This is a genomic window from Flavobacterium sp. WC2416 (assembly GCF_041200095.1).
Taxonomy (GTDB): Bacteria; Bacteroidota; Bacteroidia; order Flavobacteriales; family Flavobacteriaceae; genus Flavobacterium.
Genome location: NZ_CP165626.1, coordinates 2,434,919 through 2,453,096, shown reverse-complemented (window position 1 = coordinate 2,453,096; position 18,178 = coordinate 2,434,919). Strand labels below are relative to the sequence as shown.

At 32.9% G+C, this 18,178-nt stretch carries 15 protein-coding genes; 10 read left to right on the top strand and 5 right to left on the bottom strand.

Going from position 1 to position 18,178, the window contains the following annotated elements; all coding sequences use genetic code 11:
• Positions 1-60: 60 nt before the first annotated feature.
• The 3 genes from AB3G39_RS10385 to AB3G39_RS10375 all read left to right on the top strand — a co-directional run bounded on the left by AB3G39_RS10385 (position 61) and on the right by AB3G39_RS10375 (position 4,452).
• Complete coding sequence (locus AB3G39_RS10385) at positions 61-1,605, top strand: DEAD/DEAH box helicase (RefSeq protein ID WP_367769893.1); 1,545 nt, start codon at positions 61-63, stop codon at positions 1,603-1,605.
• Between the two features lie 131 nt (positions 1,606-1,736).
• Complete coding sequence (locus AB3G39_RS10380; protein WP_367769895.1) at positions 1,737-3,074, top strand: DEAD/DEAH box helicase; 1,338 nt, start codon at positions 1,737-1,739, stop codon at positions 3,072-3,074.
• Positions 3,075-3,171: 97 nt separating this feature from the next.
• Complete coding sequence (locus AB3G39_RS10375) at positions 3,172-4,452, top strand: NAD(P)/FAD-dependent oxidoreductase (protein WP_367769897.1); 1,281 nt, start codon at positions 3,172-3,174, stop codon at positions 4,450-4,452.
• 8 nt (positions 4,453-4,460) lie between these two features.
• On the opposite strand, the gene AB3G39_RS10370 is transcribed toward AB3G39_RS10375, so the two are convergent.
• Positions 4,461-5,690 carry a multidrug effflux MFS transporter gene (locus AB3G39_RS10370; RefSeq protein WP_369753802.1) on the bottom strand — a complete coding sequence of 410 codons (1,230 nt, stop codon included), beginning with the start codon at positions 5,688-5,690 and terminating at the stop codon, positions 4,461-4,463.
• A gap of 87 nt (positions 5,691-5,777) precedes the next feature.
• A complete protein-coding gene (locus AB3G39_RS10365) occupies positions 5,778-6,515 on the bottom strand; it encodes an NUDIX hydrolase (protein ID WP_367769902.1) in 738 nt (245 codons plus the stop codon).
• A gap of 401 nt (positions 6,516-6,916) precedes the next feature.
• Here AB3G39_RS10365 and AB3G39_RS10360 point away from each other — a divergent pair, with 401 nt between their 5' ends.
• From AB3G39_RS10360 to AB3G39_RS10330, 7 genes are all read left to right on the top strand, one after another.
• On the top strand, positions 6,917-8,299 hold the full coding sequence (locus tag AB3G39_RS10360; protein ID WP_369765105.1) for a carbohydrate porin: 1,383 nt from the start codon (positions 6,917-6,919) through the stop codon (positions 8,297-8,299).
• Between the two features lie 32 nt (positions 8,300-8,331).
• On the top strand, positions 8,332-9,195 hold the full coding sequence (locus tag AB3G39_RS10355) for a sugar phosphate isomerase/epimerase family protein (protein WP_369765104.1): 864 nt from the start codon (positions 8,332-8,334) through the stop codon (positions 9,193-9,195).
• A 29-nt stretch (positions 9,196-9,224) separates the two neighbouring features.
• Positions 9,225-10,157, top strand: coding sequence for a carbohydrate kinase family protein (locus AB3G39_RS10350; RefSeq protein ID WP_369765103.1), 933 nt, complete (start codon positions 9,225-9,227; stop codon positions 10,155-10,157).
• A gap of 16 nt (positions 10,158-10,173) precedes the next feature.
• Positions 10,174-11,499, top strand: coding sequence for an L-fucose:H+ symporter permease (fucP, locus tag AB3G39_RS10345; protein WP_369765102.1), 1,326 nt, complete (start codon positions 10,174-10,176; stop codon positions 11,497-11,499).
• Positions 11,500-11,684: 185 nt separating this feature from the next.
• The gene (locus tag AB3G39_RS10340; RefSeq protein WP_369765101.1) at positions 11,685-13,052 is read left to right on the top strand and encodes an NAD-dependent succinate-semialdehyde dehydrogenase; all 1,368 of its coding nucleotides are present in this window, start codon (positions 11,685-11,687) and stop codon (positions 13,050-13,052) included.
• Between the two features lie 536 nt (positions 13,053-13,588).
• On the top strand, positions 13,589-15,505 hold the full coding sequence (locus AB3G39_RS10335; protein ID WP_367769919.1) for a DUF294 nucleotidyltransferase-like domain-containing protein: 1,917 nt from the start codon (positions 13,589-13,591) through the stop codon (positions 15,503-15,505).
• Positions 15,506-15,507: 2 nt separating this feature from the next.
• On the top strand, positions 15,508-16,104 hold the full coding sequence (locus AB3G39_RS10330; RefSeq protein WP_369753807.1) for a PolC-type DNA polymerase III: 597 nt from the start codon (positions 15,508-15,510) through the stop codon (positions 16,102-16,104).
• 6 nt (positions 16,105-16,110) lie between these two features.
• On the opposite strand, the gene AB3G39_RS10325 is transcribed toward AB3G39_RS10330, so the two are convergent.
• Genes AB3G39_RS10325 through AB3G39_RS10315 form a run of 3 tightly spaced genes read right to left on the bottom strand, consistent with a single transcriptional unit; the run spans position 16,111 to position 18,127 of the window.
• A complete protein-coding gene (locus AB3G39_RS10325; RefSeq protein WP_367769925.1) occupies positions 16,111-16,590 on the bottom strand; it encodes a 4'-phosphopantetheinyl transferase superfamily protein in 480 nt (159 codons plus the stop codon).
• Positions 16,587-16,841, bottom strand: a complete 255-nt coding sequence (locus tag AB3G39_RS10320) for an acyl carrier protein (RefSeq protein ID WP_369753808.1) — start codon at positions 16,839-16,841, stop codon at positions 16,587-16,589. Before AB3G39_RS10320 ends, AB3G39_RS10325 begins: the two co-directional genes overlap by 4 nt.
• An 11-nt stretch (positions 16,842-16,852) precedes the next feature.
• A complete protein-coding gene (locus AB3G39_RS10315; protein ID WP_369753809.1) occupies positions 16,853-18,127 on the bottom strand; it encodes a beta-ketoacyl synthase in 1,275 nt (424 codons plus the stop codon).
• Positions 18,128-18,178 lie beyond the last annotated feature (51 nt).

Sequence of the window (18,178 nt, the reverse complement as noted above, 5' to 3'; positions counted from 1 at the left end):
AGAATATTTGACGAAAAAACTGTTTTTTAGGTGTATTTTTGCAAAAACCCAACAAAAACAATGTTTGAAAATACTATAGAAATAGAAAAAGAAGACAAAAAAGAACTTTATGCATATCAACAAGGCGATATTGACGCTATTTTTGAACGCATAGATAATGCCCCAAAACAACATCACTTGTTATATCAATTGCCTACTGGTGGTGGTAAAACAGTGGTTTTCTCTGAAATTGTACGTCGTTATTTGACAAAACATGAGAAAAAAGTAGTTGTTTTAACGCATCGAATTGAGTTGTGTAAACAAACTTCAAAAATGTTAAAAGGTTTTGGAGTTAAAAACAAAATAATCAATAGTAAAGTAAAAGAACTTCCTGATCAAAATGAGTATTCTTGTTTTGTTGCCATGGTTGAAACTTTAAAAAACCGTATTAATGATGAAAAACTACACCTTGACAATGTAGGTTTAGTAATTATTGATGAGGCCCATTACAACTCTTTCCGTAAATTATTGAGTTCATTCACAAATGCATTTATATTAGGAGTTACCGCAACTCCATTGAGTTCTAATATAAAATTACCCATGCATGAAAGCTACGATGAATTAATCGTAGGAGATACAATCAGTTCGCTAATTGAGAATGGATTTTTGGCGAAAGCCATAACCTACAGCTATGATGTTGGTTTAACATCTTTAAAAGTAGGAATCAATGGAGATTACACCGTAAAATCATCCGATGATTTATATACGAATATGGCCATGCAAGAAAAATTACTGCATGCTTATACGGAGAAATCTTTAGGTAAGAAAACACTAATTTTCAATAATGGAATCAATACCTCTTTATATGTTTATGAAACATTTAGAGAAGCAGGATACCCTATACGCCATCTGGATAACACCAGCAATACCGAAGAACGTAAAGATATTTTACATTGGTTCAAGCATACACCGGACGCTATTTTAACCTCTGTGGGAATTTTGACTACAGGTTTTGATGAGCCTACAGTTGAAACCATAATTTTAAACAGAGCGACTAAATCACTGACGTTATATTATCAAATGATTGGTCGTGGTTCTAGAAAACTGCCTAACAAAGATATGTTTACCGTTATAGATTTAGGGAATAATGCGGCCCGTTTTGGATTGTGGAGTGAACCTGTAAACTGGCAACATATTTTTAAATCACCTGAATTCTATCTTGAAAATCTTCGTGATGATACGGAAATCGAATTGTATTTCAAATATGCAATGCCCCCAGAATTACGTGCTAAATTCAGTAAAACTGCCGAAGTAACTTTTGATGTTGATGAAGAACACAAACTAATTATTTCTCAAAATTTACGTTCTAAAGTCGTTTTGGATAAATCACTCGAACAACATGCTGGGATGTGTGTCGACAATACAGAGACTTTACAAGAAGCCAAATCATTATCAAGAGAGTTAGATGAAGATATCGATTGCCGTATCAAGCGCTATTCTAAATGTTTAAGTCAGTGTAGTAAAAACTACCGCGAATGGCTTGTTGATGATTATAAGCTAAAAATGACTTTATTAATTGGGAAAAAGTATCGTGAGAAAATCATGAACGAACCTGATGAAGATTAATATAAGGAGCTAATCCTGCTGTACACTTTATCTGTAGTGGCGAACCCCGCCACTACAGGATATCGTTCCCATCAGGGCTAGAAACTAGATTACAAAACAACTATTTTTTATAAAATAACAAATCCAAAAAAATGTCAAAACAATTCTCTGATTTAGGAATTTCGGCACCTATTTTAAAAGCGCTTACCGAATTGAAAATTGTTGAACCAACAGAAATTCAGCTAAAATCAATTCCGTTACTATTATCAAACACTACTGATTTAGTTGGACTAGCAAAAACGGGAACTGGAAAAACGGCCGCTTTTGGATTGCCTATTTTACAATTAATAGAAACTGCTTCTCCAGTAGTACAGGCCGTAATACTTGCACCAACACGAGAGCTAGGTCACCAAATTTTTAAAAACTTAGAGGCTTTTGCTCAATTCCTACCCGAAGTTTCTATTGCAGCAACCTGTGGAGGAATTCCAATCAAGCCACAAATAGAACGACTTTCTCAGCCTACACATATTGTTGTGGCTACTCCAGGTCGTTTAATTGATTTGATTCAGCGCAAAGCGGTTAACTTACAGGAAACAAAATTTCTTGTTCTTGATGAAGCCGATGAAATGGTAACCATCTTAAAAGAAAGCCTAGACGAAATTATTGCCGAATTACCTAAAAGTCATAAGACACTTTTATTCTCTGCAACCATGCCAGGTACTATCAAGCAATTGATTCAGAACTATTTAAATAAAAACGTAGTTCAAGTAAGTGCCAATATGGAAACTATTGGTAATCAAGGTATCGATCATGAATACATTGTGGTAGATCCAATTGAAAAACTGGATGTTTTAATGCATTTCTTGAATTCAAAAGAAGGAGAACGCGGAATCATATTTTGCAAGACCAAAGCAGCCGTGAATAAATTAGCTAAAAATTTAGCGATCAATCGCTTTTCATCAGGAGCATTGCACGGAAGTCTATCTCAAGGAATCAGAGACCGAATCATGGAGCAATTTCGTGAAGGACACATTAATATATTAGTAGCAACTGACTTGGCTGCAAGGGGTATCGATGTAAAAGAAGTTTCCTATGTAGTAAATTACCACTTACCAGATGTTTACGAAGCGTATGTTCATCGTTCTGGTAGAACCGCAAGAGCAGGAGCAAAAGGACTTTCTTTAACCGTATTACAACCGGAAGAAGAAAAAGAAATAGTTGATTTTGAAAAAGAACTCGGAATAAAATTTACCAAATTTAAAAAACCGAGTACGCTTAGTATCGAAGAAAACAATACATTGTTATGGGCGAAACAAATTTTTAAAACCAAACCCAATCATGAGGTTGATTCGGAATTAAAGACCAAAATCAAAACGGTGTTTCATCATTTAACTAAGGATGAATTGATTGAGAAATTATTAGCAAATTATTTGTTACAAAACAAAAATCAAATTCAAGAGAAACCTGTTAAAAAACTAAAAAGAATATAAAAATCACATTGTTTTTTTCAGATTTATACCTTCATAAACACCCATAAATTGCTTAATTTTATGGGTGTTTTTTATTATAAATAATATACAAGTATAAATGGAAATTGTAATAATTGGAGGAGGTTTTGCAGGATTGAATCTTGCTAAAGAACTATTGAATCATAAAGATATTAATGTCACATTAGTAGATAAAAATAATTATAATTTTTTTCCGCCACTAATCTATCAGGTTGCTACCGCTTTTTTGGAACCATCAAGTATCAGTTACCCTTTTAGAAAGTTTTTTGCAGGAAAAAAAAATCTAAAGTTTCGCTTAGGAAATTTACTTAAAGTAGTTCCAGCTGAGAAAAAAATTATTCTCAATAATGGAGAACTAAACTATGATTACCTAGTTTTTGCAACAGGAGCAGAAACGAGTTATTTTGGAATGGAAAATGTCAAAAAAAATGCCATTCCAATGAAAACTTTGAATGATGCCATTGTAATGCGCAATACCTTATTGAAAAATCTAGAGAAAGCGGCCATTTGCAAAGACATGCGTGAGCGTAGAAAATTATTAACTATAGTAGTTGCAGGAGGTGGTCCCACTGGTGTTGAAGTTTCGGGTATGTTTGCTGAGATGCGAAAAAATATTTTATTAAAAGAATATCCTGAATTAAGTACTACAGCCAGTAATATTTATTTAGTTGATGGATCTAATGCTGTATTATCGCCCATGAGTAAAGCCTCACAGGAAGACACACTAGATGCACTTACAAAATTAGGTGTGGTTGTAAAACTTAATACAACTGTTGTAGATTATGTTGACGACACCGTATATTTTGGCAATGGAGAAACAATTCAAACTAAAAATTTAATTTGGGCGGCAGGAGTTTCTGCCAAAGTTTTTGAAGGAATGCCGGCTGAAAGTTATGGTCGTGGAAGAAGAATGGCAACTGATGCTTTTAATAAAGTAAATGCTACAGATGCTATTTATGCCATTGGAGACACCTGCATTCAATTAACCGATATTAATTTTCCCGCTGGTCATCCTCAAGTAGCGCAAGTTGCTATTCAACAGGGATTAAACTTAGCTGCCAATTTCAAATTAATGTTAAACAAAAAGATGCTAATTCCTTTCAAATACAATGATAAGGGCTCGATGGCTATCATTGGAAAGAACAAAGCAGTGGTTGATTTACCCAAGCCAAAAATGCATTTCAAGGGATTCTTTGCTTGGATAATCTGGTTGTTTATCCATCTTATTTCTTTGATAACCTACCGCAATAGAGTAAAGACATTCTTCAACTGGATGATTGCTTATTTTGCAAAAGACCATTCGCTACGTATGATCATTAGACCCGATAAAAAAATTAAAGTAGATAAAAAGGAAATCTAGAATCCCAATTAATGAATTATTGCAATTTCTTCATTAGGAGAAGTTGCAATGGTTTTTTTAATGTTTCTTTTTCCTACCATCAAAATTAAAAAGGCAGCAATAGTTGTTGAAGCCATTATTACGACCATAGGCGTAATTGAATCTTTTACAAAAACACCCACTGCAAAAGAAGCCAAAGCCCCTAACCCCAGTTGGATGGCACCCATTAATGCCGATGCACTTCCAGCATTTCTTGAAAAAGGAGCAAGTGTAAGACCTGCTGTATTTGGGTTAGATATCCCTAAACAGGCTAAGAATAAAAATAACATTGCAATTGTTGTATATAATCCTAAAAGACCATTTATTGCCAAAAGAAGGAATACAACGCTAATTATTGATTGTGTAATCAATGCGCCAAAAATCATTTGCTCACTTGAAAATTTCCTTAATAGCAATGAGTTCAGTTGACTTGCACCTATAAAACTCAATGACATAAATGCAAATATCCAACCGTATGTTTTGGCATCCACATTAAAAATATCCATGAATAAAATAGGAGAAGCAGCTACATAAGTAAACAATCCAGAAAAAGCAATTGCACCAGTAAAAGCATAGGTATAAAACTGAGGCTCTTTTACAATACTTATGAAATTAGTAATAATAGGCTTTGGTTTTAATGAGATAGAGGTATCTGGTTCATATGTATTTGGCAAGCCTATCTGTGAGGCCAAAAGAATTAATATTCCCATACACATTAATATAAAAAAGACAGTATGCCAACTATAATACGCTGTAACATAACCTCCAATTGTAGGTGCTAGCATTGGCGATAGCCCAACTACTAACATCAATAAAGAAAAAACTTTAGGTATATCTTTCACAGGAAATAAATCCCGAACCATCGAAACAGAAGCAACTGTAGCAGCACAACTTCCTATCGCTTGAATGAATCGTAAACCAATAAAAGTGTCAATATTAGTTACATAAACACAACCTAATGATGCTAATATGTAAACCAATAATCCAATAAACAATGGTTTTTTTCTCCCAAAACGATCTAATAAAGGACCATAAAGCAATTGCCCTGCTGAAATTCCTATAAAATAACTGGACAAGGTCATGGAAACATTGGCTACTGTAGTATTCAAATCTTTTGCGATACCAGAAAATCCTGGTAGATACATGTCTATAGAAAAGGGTCCCAATGCAGTAAGAGAACCTAAAATTAGAATTAATTTGAAATAACGAGCTTTAGACATAAAAAGAGCTTTAATTTTTTGCAAAGGTAAATAATTATTGCCCTAAAATTGATACGTTTTAAAGTATTAAAATAACTACCAATTTATTTAAATGTTTATTAAATAACTCTCAGTATAAGCTTTTTGATAAATTGCCTCACTAAACATAAATAGATTCGATGGCTTTTTAGATGTACCAACTTGTTTTTCGTCTAATTTAACAATGAATTTTTTTGTAATTAGTTTTCGTCTAAAATTACGATTGTCAATCTCAGTACCTAATATAGATTCGTATGTATCTTGTAACTCTTTAATAGTAAATTTATCTGGAAGCAACTCAAAAATAATGGGTTTGTACATCGATTTCTCTTTCAAATCAGCATAAGCCTCATTAATTATCGTTTTATGATCAAATCCAAGTGCGGGTAAATTATTTATGGGAAACCATTGTACTTTAAGCTTAGTAGTCTCTAAATTAACTTCATGTGTTTGTAATAAAAAATAATAAGCAATAGTTATAGTTCGTTGATTAAAATTTTGATTTTTTGCCCAAATAATATCTCTTTCATTCATTAAACGGTTTGGGTCACCAAAAACTTTAAACTGTTTTTTATAAAGATTGTCAAGCCCCGTTAGCTCCTTTAATACTCTTGATGCAGTTTCATCTATAGTTTCATTTTCAAGTGTATGATATCCAGTTAGAACATAATCATTTACAAGTGGTTCTTTACTGACTTCCGATTTTAAAAAACGTTCAATCAATAATACGTTTAAGGATTTAGTATTAAAGTCAAAGCCAAAAATGACACAGTCAACTGATATATTGGGAATTATTTGGGGTTGCATAAGTAGAAAAATAAAAATGGTTTGTACGTTTTTTAATAAAATTAAAATACTTCAAAAAACAAATTTAAGGATTTTATTATGAATATAGATAGGAATGGATAAGTCTATCTATATTTATACAAACGTCATTAGTACGTTATATCTATAATTTAAAATTTAGATATATTTATATGCGATATATACATATAAAACCTAATTAATTTAAATAATAGCAAAATATAAGTATTTTTTTTTAGCATATATAATAATTTAAATATACTTTTGAAAAATAATAGTCATTTTGACGTTTAATATAAATGTTAAAACTATTTCGATTTAGTATTGCTAATAAATAAAAACTAATTGTAGCCGAAAAACTGAAGCGAACACAAAAAAATAAACAAATATTCAAGCCCTAAGTCATGAAAAAAACCGTTGCTACATTTTTATTATCCTTTTCTGCTATGTTATCGTATTCACAAGTTGTAATAACAAATTCCAACTTTTCTATGGGAACTACAGGTCGAATTGGTGTTGGGCTTTCGCCAAATGGGGAAGGAAACCAATGGAGACCATTAAATCTTTCGGGCCAAGGCTCTTTGGGCGGTCGAATGGAGCAAACTGACTATATCGATATTTTACCTGCATTTCACTTTACACCTAAACTTGTAGGGAAAGAAAGTACCAATGTTACTTTTCAAATGCGTTTAGGAATGTACTCTAATAATGGACAATTTATTGGAAATACAAGCACTCAAACTAAAAACGGACTAACTTTCATTCTTCCTGAGGCTTATGTAGAAGCAACTAATATTATGGGAAGTAAATGGTCTGCTTGGGCAGGATCCCGTTTTCGTCGTTATGATGATTTACACATCAGTGATTATTTTTATTTTGATGATCATTCTTCACAAGGTTTTGGTGTAAGCCATAAAACCACAGAACTGACTATGTTAATGCCTGCTTCTTCGAATACAGGTTCTATTTATCCTTATAACTATGAAGTTACTGTCGCGGGTGCTACAAATGCAGCTATTCGTCAAAGAATGGTTTGGATTGGGGAACACAGTTTTAAATTTAAAAACGACAATACCATAAAGCTTTTGGGTGAATTTCACTATGCATCAGCTAGTTCTAATGAAGCCAGTATTAAATATGCGTCGGATAACGGTTTTGTAGCTGGAATTAAATACAACAGTCCGTTTAAAACCGCTATGCCTGGTTCTTTCAATCAAATATCGGCACGTTATGGTACCGGGATTGCGAATGGTGGTGATAACGGAAACACTTTTACTTGGGCTACTTATGGAGCTCCAGATGCGGCAGGGAAATACAATGGTGCATATTCATTTACGATGGTGGAACATTTTTTATTAAATATTTCTAAAAAATTTAGCATCAATGGGTATGGTGTTTTCACAAGAAGTAAAGGTGGGTCTAGTAGTACTGATAAAGACACCTATTTCGATGGGACACAATTGTACAATCAAAAAACCGACTTGGTAGTTGGAATGCGTAATTTTTATTATGTGACCGATTGGTTTCACATTCTTCAAGAATTACATTATGCTGTTAGAAAAGACGGAGATAATCCAGAAGCAAGCATGTGGAAATTTTCTCTCGCACCTACAATTGTGCCTTTAGGACAGCGGGATCCATGGAGTCGTCCGCACATTCGTTTGGTTTATACAGTGGCCAGATACAATGATTTTGCAAGAGACCATAATTACTCCTCTTTTTTACTGGTAAATCAAAAACGATGGGGTTCTTATTTAGGGGTAAAAACAGAGTGGTGGTTGTTTTAATTCAATAGAAAAATAATTTAAAATAGATACATATGCCAATTTTTGGAACTAGTATTTTATCATTCATTCCCGGATGGACTGCTGAAGGAGGAACATTTGCCATACAAAAAACAGCAGAATATGGCTTTGACATGCTTGAAATTTCTTTGCCATCATCATTAGATTTTGATGCCATAGCAACTAAGAAGCAACTGGATGAACATGGAATTCAAGGACGTTTGTCTCTGAATCTGCCCAAAGCTTCCCATATTCCATTATACCCAGAAAATGCTTTGGCTTTGATTACAAAAGCATTGGATAAAGTAGAGGAGATGGAAGGTGATTTTTTAGGTGGTGTCTTACATTCGGCCATTGGGACCTTTACAGGAAAACAATGTACAGTTGATGAAAAAGTCATTATTCGTCAAGTTTTTACTGAATTGGCAGTTTACGCCAAGAAGCAAAATATAACGTTAGCGATTGAACCGATTAATCGTTACGAAAGCTATGTCTTTACAGCGGCTCATGAAGTGTTGCAAATGATTGAAGAAATCAATACTACTAATATTGGTTTGCATTTGGACACTTTTCATATGAACATAGAAGAAATGAATTTTTACGATCCTATTATTGTTGCAGGTGACCGCTTGAAACACGTTCATATTACCGAAAGCGATCGTGGAATGACAGGAGAAGGAAATGTACATTGGGATGATTTTTTTAAGGCATTAGCCAAAATCAATTACCAAGGACCATTAGTTCTAGAAAATTTCTCATCAGAAATCACTGCTTTAGTAGGACCTACTTCTTTATGGAGGCCTTCAGAATACAATTCAGAAGATCTTGCCAAAGGCAGTCTGCTATTTATGAAACAAAAAGTAGCCCTCTGGTACAATGAAAATCAATTAATTCAATAAAAAATAAAAATAAATAAAAAATAAATAAAATGGAAAAAAGGCTAAAAGGAGTTTGTTTTGGTGAAGTACTTTTTGATGTTTTTTTGGAACACAAAAAAATTGGGGGAGCCCCATTAAATGTTGCTTCAAGATTAAACTCACTAGGTGGAGAAATCGCTATGATAAGTGCCGTTGGGAATGATGCCAATGGAAAAATAGTAGTGGATTATTTGAATGGAGTAGGAGTAAATACTGAAAGCGTTCAAGTAAAAGAAAATTACGCTACGGGAGTGGTAAATGTAATTTTGAACGAAAAAGGAAATGCATCTTATGATATTAATTATCCTGCTGCTTGGGATAAAATCGAAGTTTCAACTACAAGTACACAACTGGTTGAAGGTGCTGATTTTTTTGTCTATGGAAGTTTATCTTCAAGAGATTCTGTATCCAATAATACTTTAAAAGAATTATTAAAAGTAGCCAAATATAGCGTTTTTGATGTCAATTTAAGGGTGCCACATTATACTAAATCGAATGTTTTAGAATTATTGCAAGTAGCTGATTTTATTAAGTTTAACGATGATGAGTTAAATGAAATTTGTCAAGACTTACAATCAGATAAAAAATCATTAGAGCAAAACATCTTATTCATTGCGAAGAAAACCAATACGAAAACCATTTGTGTGACTTTAGGATCACACGGAGCCGTTTTGTATTGCAACAATAAATTTTATCACAACTGTGGTTTCAAGGTGAATGTAGTAGATACGGTAGGTTCAGGAGATTCATTCTTAGCCGCTTTAATTATTAAATTATTGAATGGTGAAGATCCACAACACGCTATTAATTTTGCTAGTGCCATTGGAGCCATCGTTGCTCAAAATGAAGGAGCAAACCCTGTAATTTCGCCAACAGAAATTGATGTTTTCTTGTCTGGATTTGAGCAAGTAAACCGTTTTACTAAAACATCAACTACCTATTAACTATATAAACCGACCAATGAATTTAACAAAAAAAATACCCGTAGTAAGTAAAGAATTAATTTTTCAATTTGTAATTATAACCATATTATTTGCGCTGTGGGGAATTGCTAATGATTTGACAACTCCCATGGTTTCTACTTTCAAAAAAGTAATGCCTGAACTTTCTAATACGCAGGCGTCATTAGTGCAATTTGCATTTTATTTTGGGTATTTCTTTATGGCATTGCCAGCTGCATTATTCATTAGAAAATACAGCTATAAATCAGGTATCATATTAGGACTAATCCTTTATGCAACAGGTGCTTTTTTATTCTATCCAGCAGCTCATTACCAGAGCTATACTTTTTTTCTTATTTCATTATGGGTAATTACCTGTGGTTTAGCTTTTCTTGAAACCACTTCAAACCCATTAATCTTATTCCTGGGTAATAAAGAAACAGCAACCCAACGTTTAAATTTAGCGCAAGCCTTCAATCCTATTGGTGCTATAACGGGATTAATTATGGCCCAGTTTTTAGTAATCAAAGAAATAAAATCTGATGATTACACCCAGGAAGCGTATCAAGCTTTATCTTCAACTGAGTTAGCTAGTATTCGTGAAAATGATTTGAGTGTAATCAGTATTCCTTATATTGGTTTAGGACTTTTTGTTTTGATCATCTTAATCATTATCATTTTTACTAAAATGCCTACCACAGCTCACGAAGATAAAATGTCAGTAGCGGAATCATTCAAAAAATTATTTGCCAATAAAAATTACAAACACGGCGTTTTAGCACAAGCATTTTACGTTGGAGCGCAAATCATGTGTTGGACATTTATTTTTCAATATGTTGATAATATCAATCATACCTTTGGATTACATTTAACAGCAACCTATTACAATATTGCTGCAATGCTTTTATTTTTATCGGGACGATGGATTGGAACGGCTTTAATGAAAACTTTAAACCCATCCAAAATATTGATGGTATTTGGTATCGGTGGAGTAATTTGTGCAGCTGGTGCTATTGTACTACAAGGAATGCCTGGATTAATTTCGTTAATTTGTATTTCCATATTCATGTCAATTATGTTTCCAACGATATACGGAATTGCATTGAAAGATATGGGAGATGAGGCCAAAATTGGTTCTGCAGGTTTAGTAATGGCCATTGTTGGTGGTGCTTTGATGCCCGTTTTACAAGGATCTATGCTAGATTTGGGAGGTCCTGGATTTGCAGATATCAAACTGTTTGGATTCATTCCTGAAGTGAATTTTTCTTTTATTCTACCCCTAATTTGTTTAGCTGTAGTGGCTCATTACGGATACAGTACGTATCAATTATCAAAAAAGGTATAGTAATTCATCCGTTTATTTACTAATTAAAAACCCGAAACAGACTATAAGGCTATTTCGGGTTTTTTGTTTTGTATTATCAAATATTGGGAATTAATTATCATAACAGTCTCTTTTTTTGGAGCGATTTTCTTTATTTTTATGCTTTATATTAGAACAAAAAATAAGGAATCTCAAAAATAAAAATAATGGCAACTACTATAACTATAAATCCAGCTACTGGAGAAAAAATAGCGGAGTATAATCGCATCACAATAAATGAAGCTAAAGAAAAAATTACCCAATCAAAAAAAACATTCGATAGTTGGAAGCAAAAAACTTTTGAAGAACGCGCCCAATTGATGCATAACTTAGCAGATATTTTAGAAAAAAACAAGGAAGAATATGCACAATTAGCTACTAGAGAAATGGGTAAAACAATTGGTCAATCTCGTAAAGAAATAGAAAAATGTGCATTAGTATGCCGTTACTATGCGGATCATTCTAAAGAGTTGTTGGCAGATGAAATCGTAAAGACAGAAGCTACTAAGAGTTATGTTACTTTTAAGCCCATCGGTGTAATTTTAGCTGTTATGCCTTGGAATTTCCCATTTTATCAAGTCATACGATTTGCAGTTCCAGCTTTGATGGCAGGAAATACAGGTGTTTTAAAACATGCCTCAAATGTTCAAGGTTGTGCATTTGCGCTGGAAGATGCATTTGTAAAATCAGGATTTCCTACAGGCACATTTACCAACTTAAACATCGATTCAAAATTGGTAAAAGATATTATTGAAAACAAAAATATAATGGCTGTGACGCTTACTGGAAGCGAACCAGCAGGTCGTTCTGTTGCTTCGATTGCTGGACAAAATTTAAAGAAAACAGTGATGGAATTAGGAGGTAGTGATGCTTATATTATTCTTGATGATGTTGACATGGAAGAAGCGACTGATATGGCTACTTTAGGAAGATTACAAAATAACGGACAAACCTGTATTGCTGCTAAAAGATTTGTTGTCCTTGATGAAATCTATGATGAATTTCTAGCCTTATTCACAAAGAAAATGAAAGCTGCAAAAATGGGCGAACCTACGGATGAAACTACGTATTACGGCCCGATGGCTAGAACAGACTTGCGTGATCAACTTCACGAACAAGTTCTAAAAACTGTAGCTCAAGGAGGCCGATTGGTATTAGGTGGTGAAATTCCAGATAGAAATGGAGCGTATTATCCAGCCACTATTTTGGCAGATTTAGAGCCAGGAATGGAAGGTTTTGATAATGAGTTATTTGGTCCTGTAGCATCTGTAATACGAGCAAAAGATGATGCTCATGCGGTTGAATTAGCTAACAATTCTGTTTTTGGTCTCGGATCGGGTGTGTTTACTGGCAATAAAGAAAGAGGGGAAAGGCTTGCATTGCAATTGGAGGCTGGAAGTAGTTTTGTAAATAAATTAGTTGTTTCTGATCCAAGATTACCCTTTGGTGGTATAAAAAACAGTGGCTATGGGAGAGAACTTGCTGCGTATGGAATTCGTGAATTTGTGAATACCAAAACGATTTGGATAAATTAAAGTGATACCTTTTTAAACAGTATGGTGTAATCAATTTTTTGATAGAAATTAAATCCTTATAAATATATAGAATTAAAATTTCCGTTTTTACATTTTATTCTAATAATATACAATCGCTGAGAATCGCGTATTTGAAAATTTATTGAACATGGCACGGAATATCAAAAAATAAATGAAGCAATTTACGAAGAGAATTAAGTTGCTGCAGTGCATTGTTCTATAAAACAATTAGAATCATTCAAATTGGTGACAGACTATACTATTTATGGATAATAGAAAACGAACTATAATTTATATTATGTAAAATAGAAAATATACAAACTTCCCATTCTGCAAGATTCCTCAGTAAAACTACTTGTGCCAATTGATATAATTAAAAAGTACAATTTTGACTTAGTCTTCTCCTTTTAGTACATAATTCATTAATTAAATTAAACCAAAGTACAAATTCACAAAATTTAATATATAACCTAGATTTACGCTGTTATTTGCATCATTAATTTATTAATTTTGCTAAATATAATTATTCAAAAAATATGAATTCAATTGCAGAACACATTGCTGATTTTTTAAAAGAATACGCTCCATTTGATGCACTCACGTTTCAAGAGTTATCAGAGATTTCTGCAAATATTCGAGTAGTCAATTTAGAAATTAATAAAACCTTATTTCAAATTGATGAAGCTTTACATGATAGTTTTTATGTGGTGGCTTCCGGTTTAATTAATTTATCTGTAATTGCCGATGCCGAAGAAACAATTTTGAATAAATGTCATGAAGGTGCTATTTTTGGTTTGCGTCCCTTTTTTGCAAAAAACAATTATATGATGACTGCAAAAGCACGTGAAGAAAGTATTGTTTACGCTATACCGATAGCTGTTTTTAGACCTTTTGTAGCTAATAATTCAGATGTTTTAAATTTTTTACTAGAGAATTTTGCAGTCAATTCAAGAAGCACAAATACTAAGGAAAATGCACATAGAAACCTAATTTCTGATACTAGTTTCTCTTCAGTACAACAGTCTGAAATGCAATATTTCCAGACTTTATCTTATAACAGCTCTCCATTAATTACTGCTCCATACAATATTGTCAAAGATGTTGCTCAGTTAATGGCTGAAATGAGAATCAATAATGCTGTAATTTGTGAAAATAATATTCCTATTGGTATTGTTACTGATATGGATATGTCATCTAAAATTGCTACAGGAAGATATCCTATAACTATTTCTGTTGATAAAGTAATGTCATCCCCTGTAATTACGGTTCTTGAAAATGTATCCTTGGCAGAAGCACAATTATTAATGTTAAAAAATAACGTCACTCATTTATGCGTAACACTGGATGGTTCAAACAAATCAATTGTAAAAGGAGTGATTTCGGAACATGATTTAGTGGTAGCCCAAGCCAATAATCCTGGGGTTTTAATCAAAGAGATAAAACGTTCCCAAACAGCTAAAGAACTAAAACAAATCAGATTAAGACTGGACGACATTGTTCAGACATCGATTCAAAAAAACATTCCACTTACGCATATTTCAAATATTGCCAGCGAAATCAATTTTGCTATTTTAAAACGCGCTGTGGAGCAATCAATTTTAGATTTGGGCTCCCCTCCTGCTCGTTTTGCCTGGTTAAGCATTGGTAGTCAAGGAAGAAAAGAGCAATTATTACCCACAGATCAGGACAGTATTTTAATTTTTGAAGATGTTGCTCCTGAAAAATATAGAGCCGTAAAAGACTATTTCCTTAATTTAGCAAAAAAAGCTACTTTAATTTTAGAAAAAGTAGGATATCAATTGTGTCCAAATGGACATATGGCTAGCAATATGCTTTGGTGTAAGTCCCTTTCAGATTGGACAAAACAATACAACAGTTGGATGAATACTACAGCCGAAAACAGTAGTGATTTAAGCAGTATATTTTTTGATTATGAAATTGTTTTTGGCGAACAAAAAATTGAAGATGCAATTAATAATGTAGTATATAAAAATGCTGAAAATAATGTTTTATTTTATGACTTTTTAGGGAATGATGCTTTAAGAAACAATTCTCCATTGACCTTTTTTAAGAAATTTAATGTAGAAGAAGAAGGTCCTAATAAAGATAAATTTGATATTAAGACACGTGCATTAATGCCACTAATTGATGGCGCCCGTTTATTTACATTAAGTCATAATATCAAAGGAATTAATAATACATACATTCGTTTTAAACAATTAGCTATTACCAATCCTAAACATGCTGAAATTTATCTAGAATGTGCCGAAGCTTTCTTAGTTTTGTCTAAATTTAGAGCATTAGAAGGTTTGAAAAATGATAATTCTGGACAGTATATCAACTTAGAAGAATTGTCAAAAACAGATAGAGAAAAACTTAAAAATGCATTAGCTCCAATGAAAGAATTGGAGGACTTGATTAAAGACACATTTCAAATGACTCAATTTTCATAAATATGCTAGACTGGATTAAAAATATCAATAAAGAATTTCCTGAATTTTGGAAAACATACCTTTCAAAGTTTGTTAAGAAATCAAATCGATATGTGATTTTTTCTACCGAAACTTCTGGATTAAATTTACATGATGATGTGATTTTAACAATTGGTGCTTTCGCTGTAATTGATGATAGTGTTCATATTGGGGACAGCTTTGAAAATGTATTATTACAATACAAATATTTTCATGACAACAAACTTTCAAATGAGTTTATTGTTGAGAGTAAAATGCCGAAATTAGGAGAATCTGATGCTATTAAATCCTTTATTGAATATATTGGGAATGCTGTATTAGTAGGACATCACATTGATTTTGATGTAGAAATGATCAATGTTGCGTTAGAAAGACTAGGTTGTGGCCGATTAAAAAATGAAGCCTTAGACATTGATATTATGCATCGAAAACTGCATGATATTACTGATAAAAAATCTTCTTTGGATGAATTATCCCATTTTTATAAAATTCCAAAAAGTGATCGAATTTCCTCTTCAGAAGATGCCTATAAAATTGCATTATTATTTTTAAAATTAAAATCAAGACTTAAAATTAAGTAACCAGTTTTATAGTGAAATGATAGCTTTATAGCGCCCGTGATGGCTTATTGAAACGGGTTTTATGATATCTTCATCAGTAAAAAAAGGAATGCCATTTATTTTATCCAATTGATTGTTCGGTTCTAAATATACAATCTGGTTGAAAAACAACTTTTGGGCAACGGCAATAGTATGAATTTTATCCCCTATAATTTGTGTTTTTGTATAATAAGTATTCCCTTTACAAATTACTCTTCCCAAAGTAGCATTCTCATAAATACATTCTAATTGAGTAGGAATATAGGCTCTGATACCCGTTTCGCGATTATAAATTTTATATGCTGCCTCTTTTCTACTCCATAAATTCCAAACCATTTTCTCCGAATTTTGGGCATTATGTATCAAAAGTTGTTCCTTTAACGTAAATATTTTTTGCAAAAATCCAGGCCGTTTCCAGTTACTTTCTTTTTGGGCTAAAGCCAAATCTACGATGTCATTACCAATCATTTTTCTGATAATTTTGTTCTAATAATTTCTAATGTTGATTTTACATCAAGCATTTTTTCCATAGATTCATTATCAATTTGAATGTCAAATGCATCTTCTACATCCAAAATAATATCGACTAAATTAGCTGAATTGATATTCAAATCTTTTATAAAATCAGTTTCTTCCGAAAAAGAATCAAAAGCTTTCTCATTGTTTACAAAAGGCATAATGATTTTTTTTAATTGTTCTAAAATAGCTGCTTCGTTCATATATAATTTTTTTAAGTTTTGTATTTTTTAAAAATGATACAACCATTAACATCCCCAAATCCAAAACTTGCTTTTGCAATTACATTCAGTTCAGTAGTTATTAATTGTTGTGGAATTCTGGAGGAATCAATTAGGTCTATTATCTCAGGATGTAAATCTTCAGAATTTATATTTGGAAAAACAAAACCTTGATGCAATTGTAAAACAGTAGCTACACTTTCTATACTTCCTGCTCCAGATAGACAATGACCAACCATTGATTTTAAAGAGTTTATATAAGGAAAATCTACTCCATTTCTTCCTAAGGCTTCGCTCCAATTTTGAATTTCTAAACTGTCTTTAGAAGTTGCCGTCAAATGACCATTTAAAGCATCAATTTCATTTGGTTCAATTCCTGCATTTTTGATCGCTGTTGTAATGCATTTTTTAACCGCTATTGGATTAGGAGCCGTCATTGTTCCTAAACCACGTTGCCCACCTGAATTAATATTCCCGCCTATTATTTCTGCATAAATTTTTGCACCTCGTGTTAAAGCAGTTTCTAAATCTTCTATCACTAATGCTCCTGCTCCACTGCCAGGAACAAAACCTGAAGCACTAGCACTCATTGGACGCGATCCTTTTTCTGGGCTGTCATTGTGTTTAAAAGTGCAAACACGCATCGCGTCAAAACCTCCCCAAATATAGGGTCCGGAATCACTTGTACTTCCTGCAACTATTCGTTTTGCTTGACCCGATTTTATTCGGTCATAGGCCATCATGATGCTCTCAGTCCCAGTAGTACATGCCGACGAATTAGTTGTTACTTGGTTTCCAAGGCCTAATTTTCCTCCTAGATAAGCACTGATTCCACTGTTCATCGTTTGTGCAACAGCAGTACTGCCTAATCTACGAGTCTGAAAATCATCAATTTTATAGATGCTTTCTCTAAACTTTTCAATTCCAGAAGTTCCAGTTCCAAAAATAGTACCGCTATCCCAATCGGGATCTTCATTCGTTTGTATTTCTAAACCAGCATCTTTCCATGCATCTATCCCCGCTATAACACCATATAAAATTCCTGAAGAATTAAAATTTCGCAATTCTAATTCTGTAAAATAATTCAATGCCAAATCGGTTGTAATCTCCGGTTTTCCAGAAATCTGACACGAAAATTGTAGGCGTTCTAATTCTGCATCTTTTTTGATTCCAGAAATTCCATTTTTGATGGCATGAGTAAACGCTTCAAGTCCTACTCCATTTGGAGCAACAACACCAAGACCCGTAATGACAACTCTCCTACTCATTTTATATCTATTTATAGCGTTTTATTTAGTTTTATAAAAACTGCATTATAT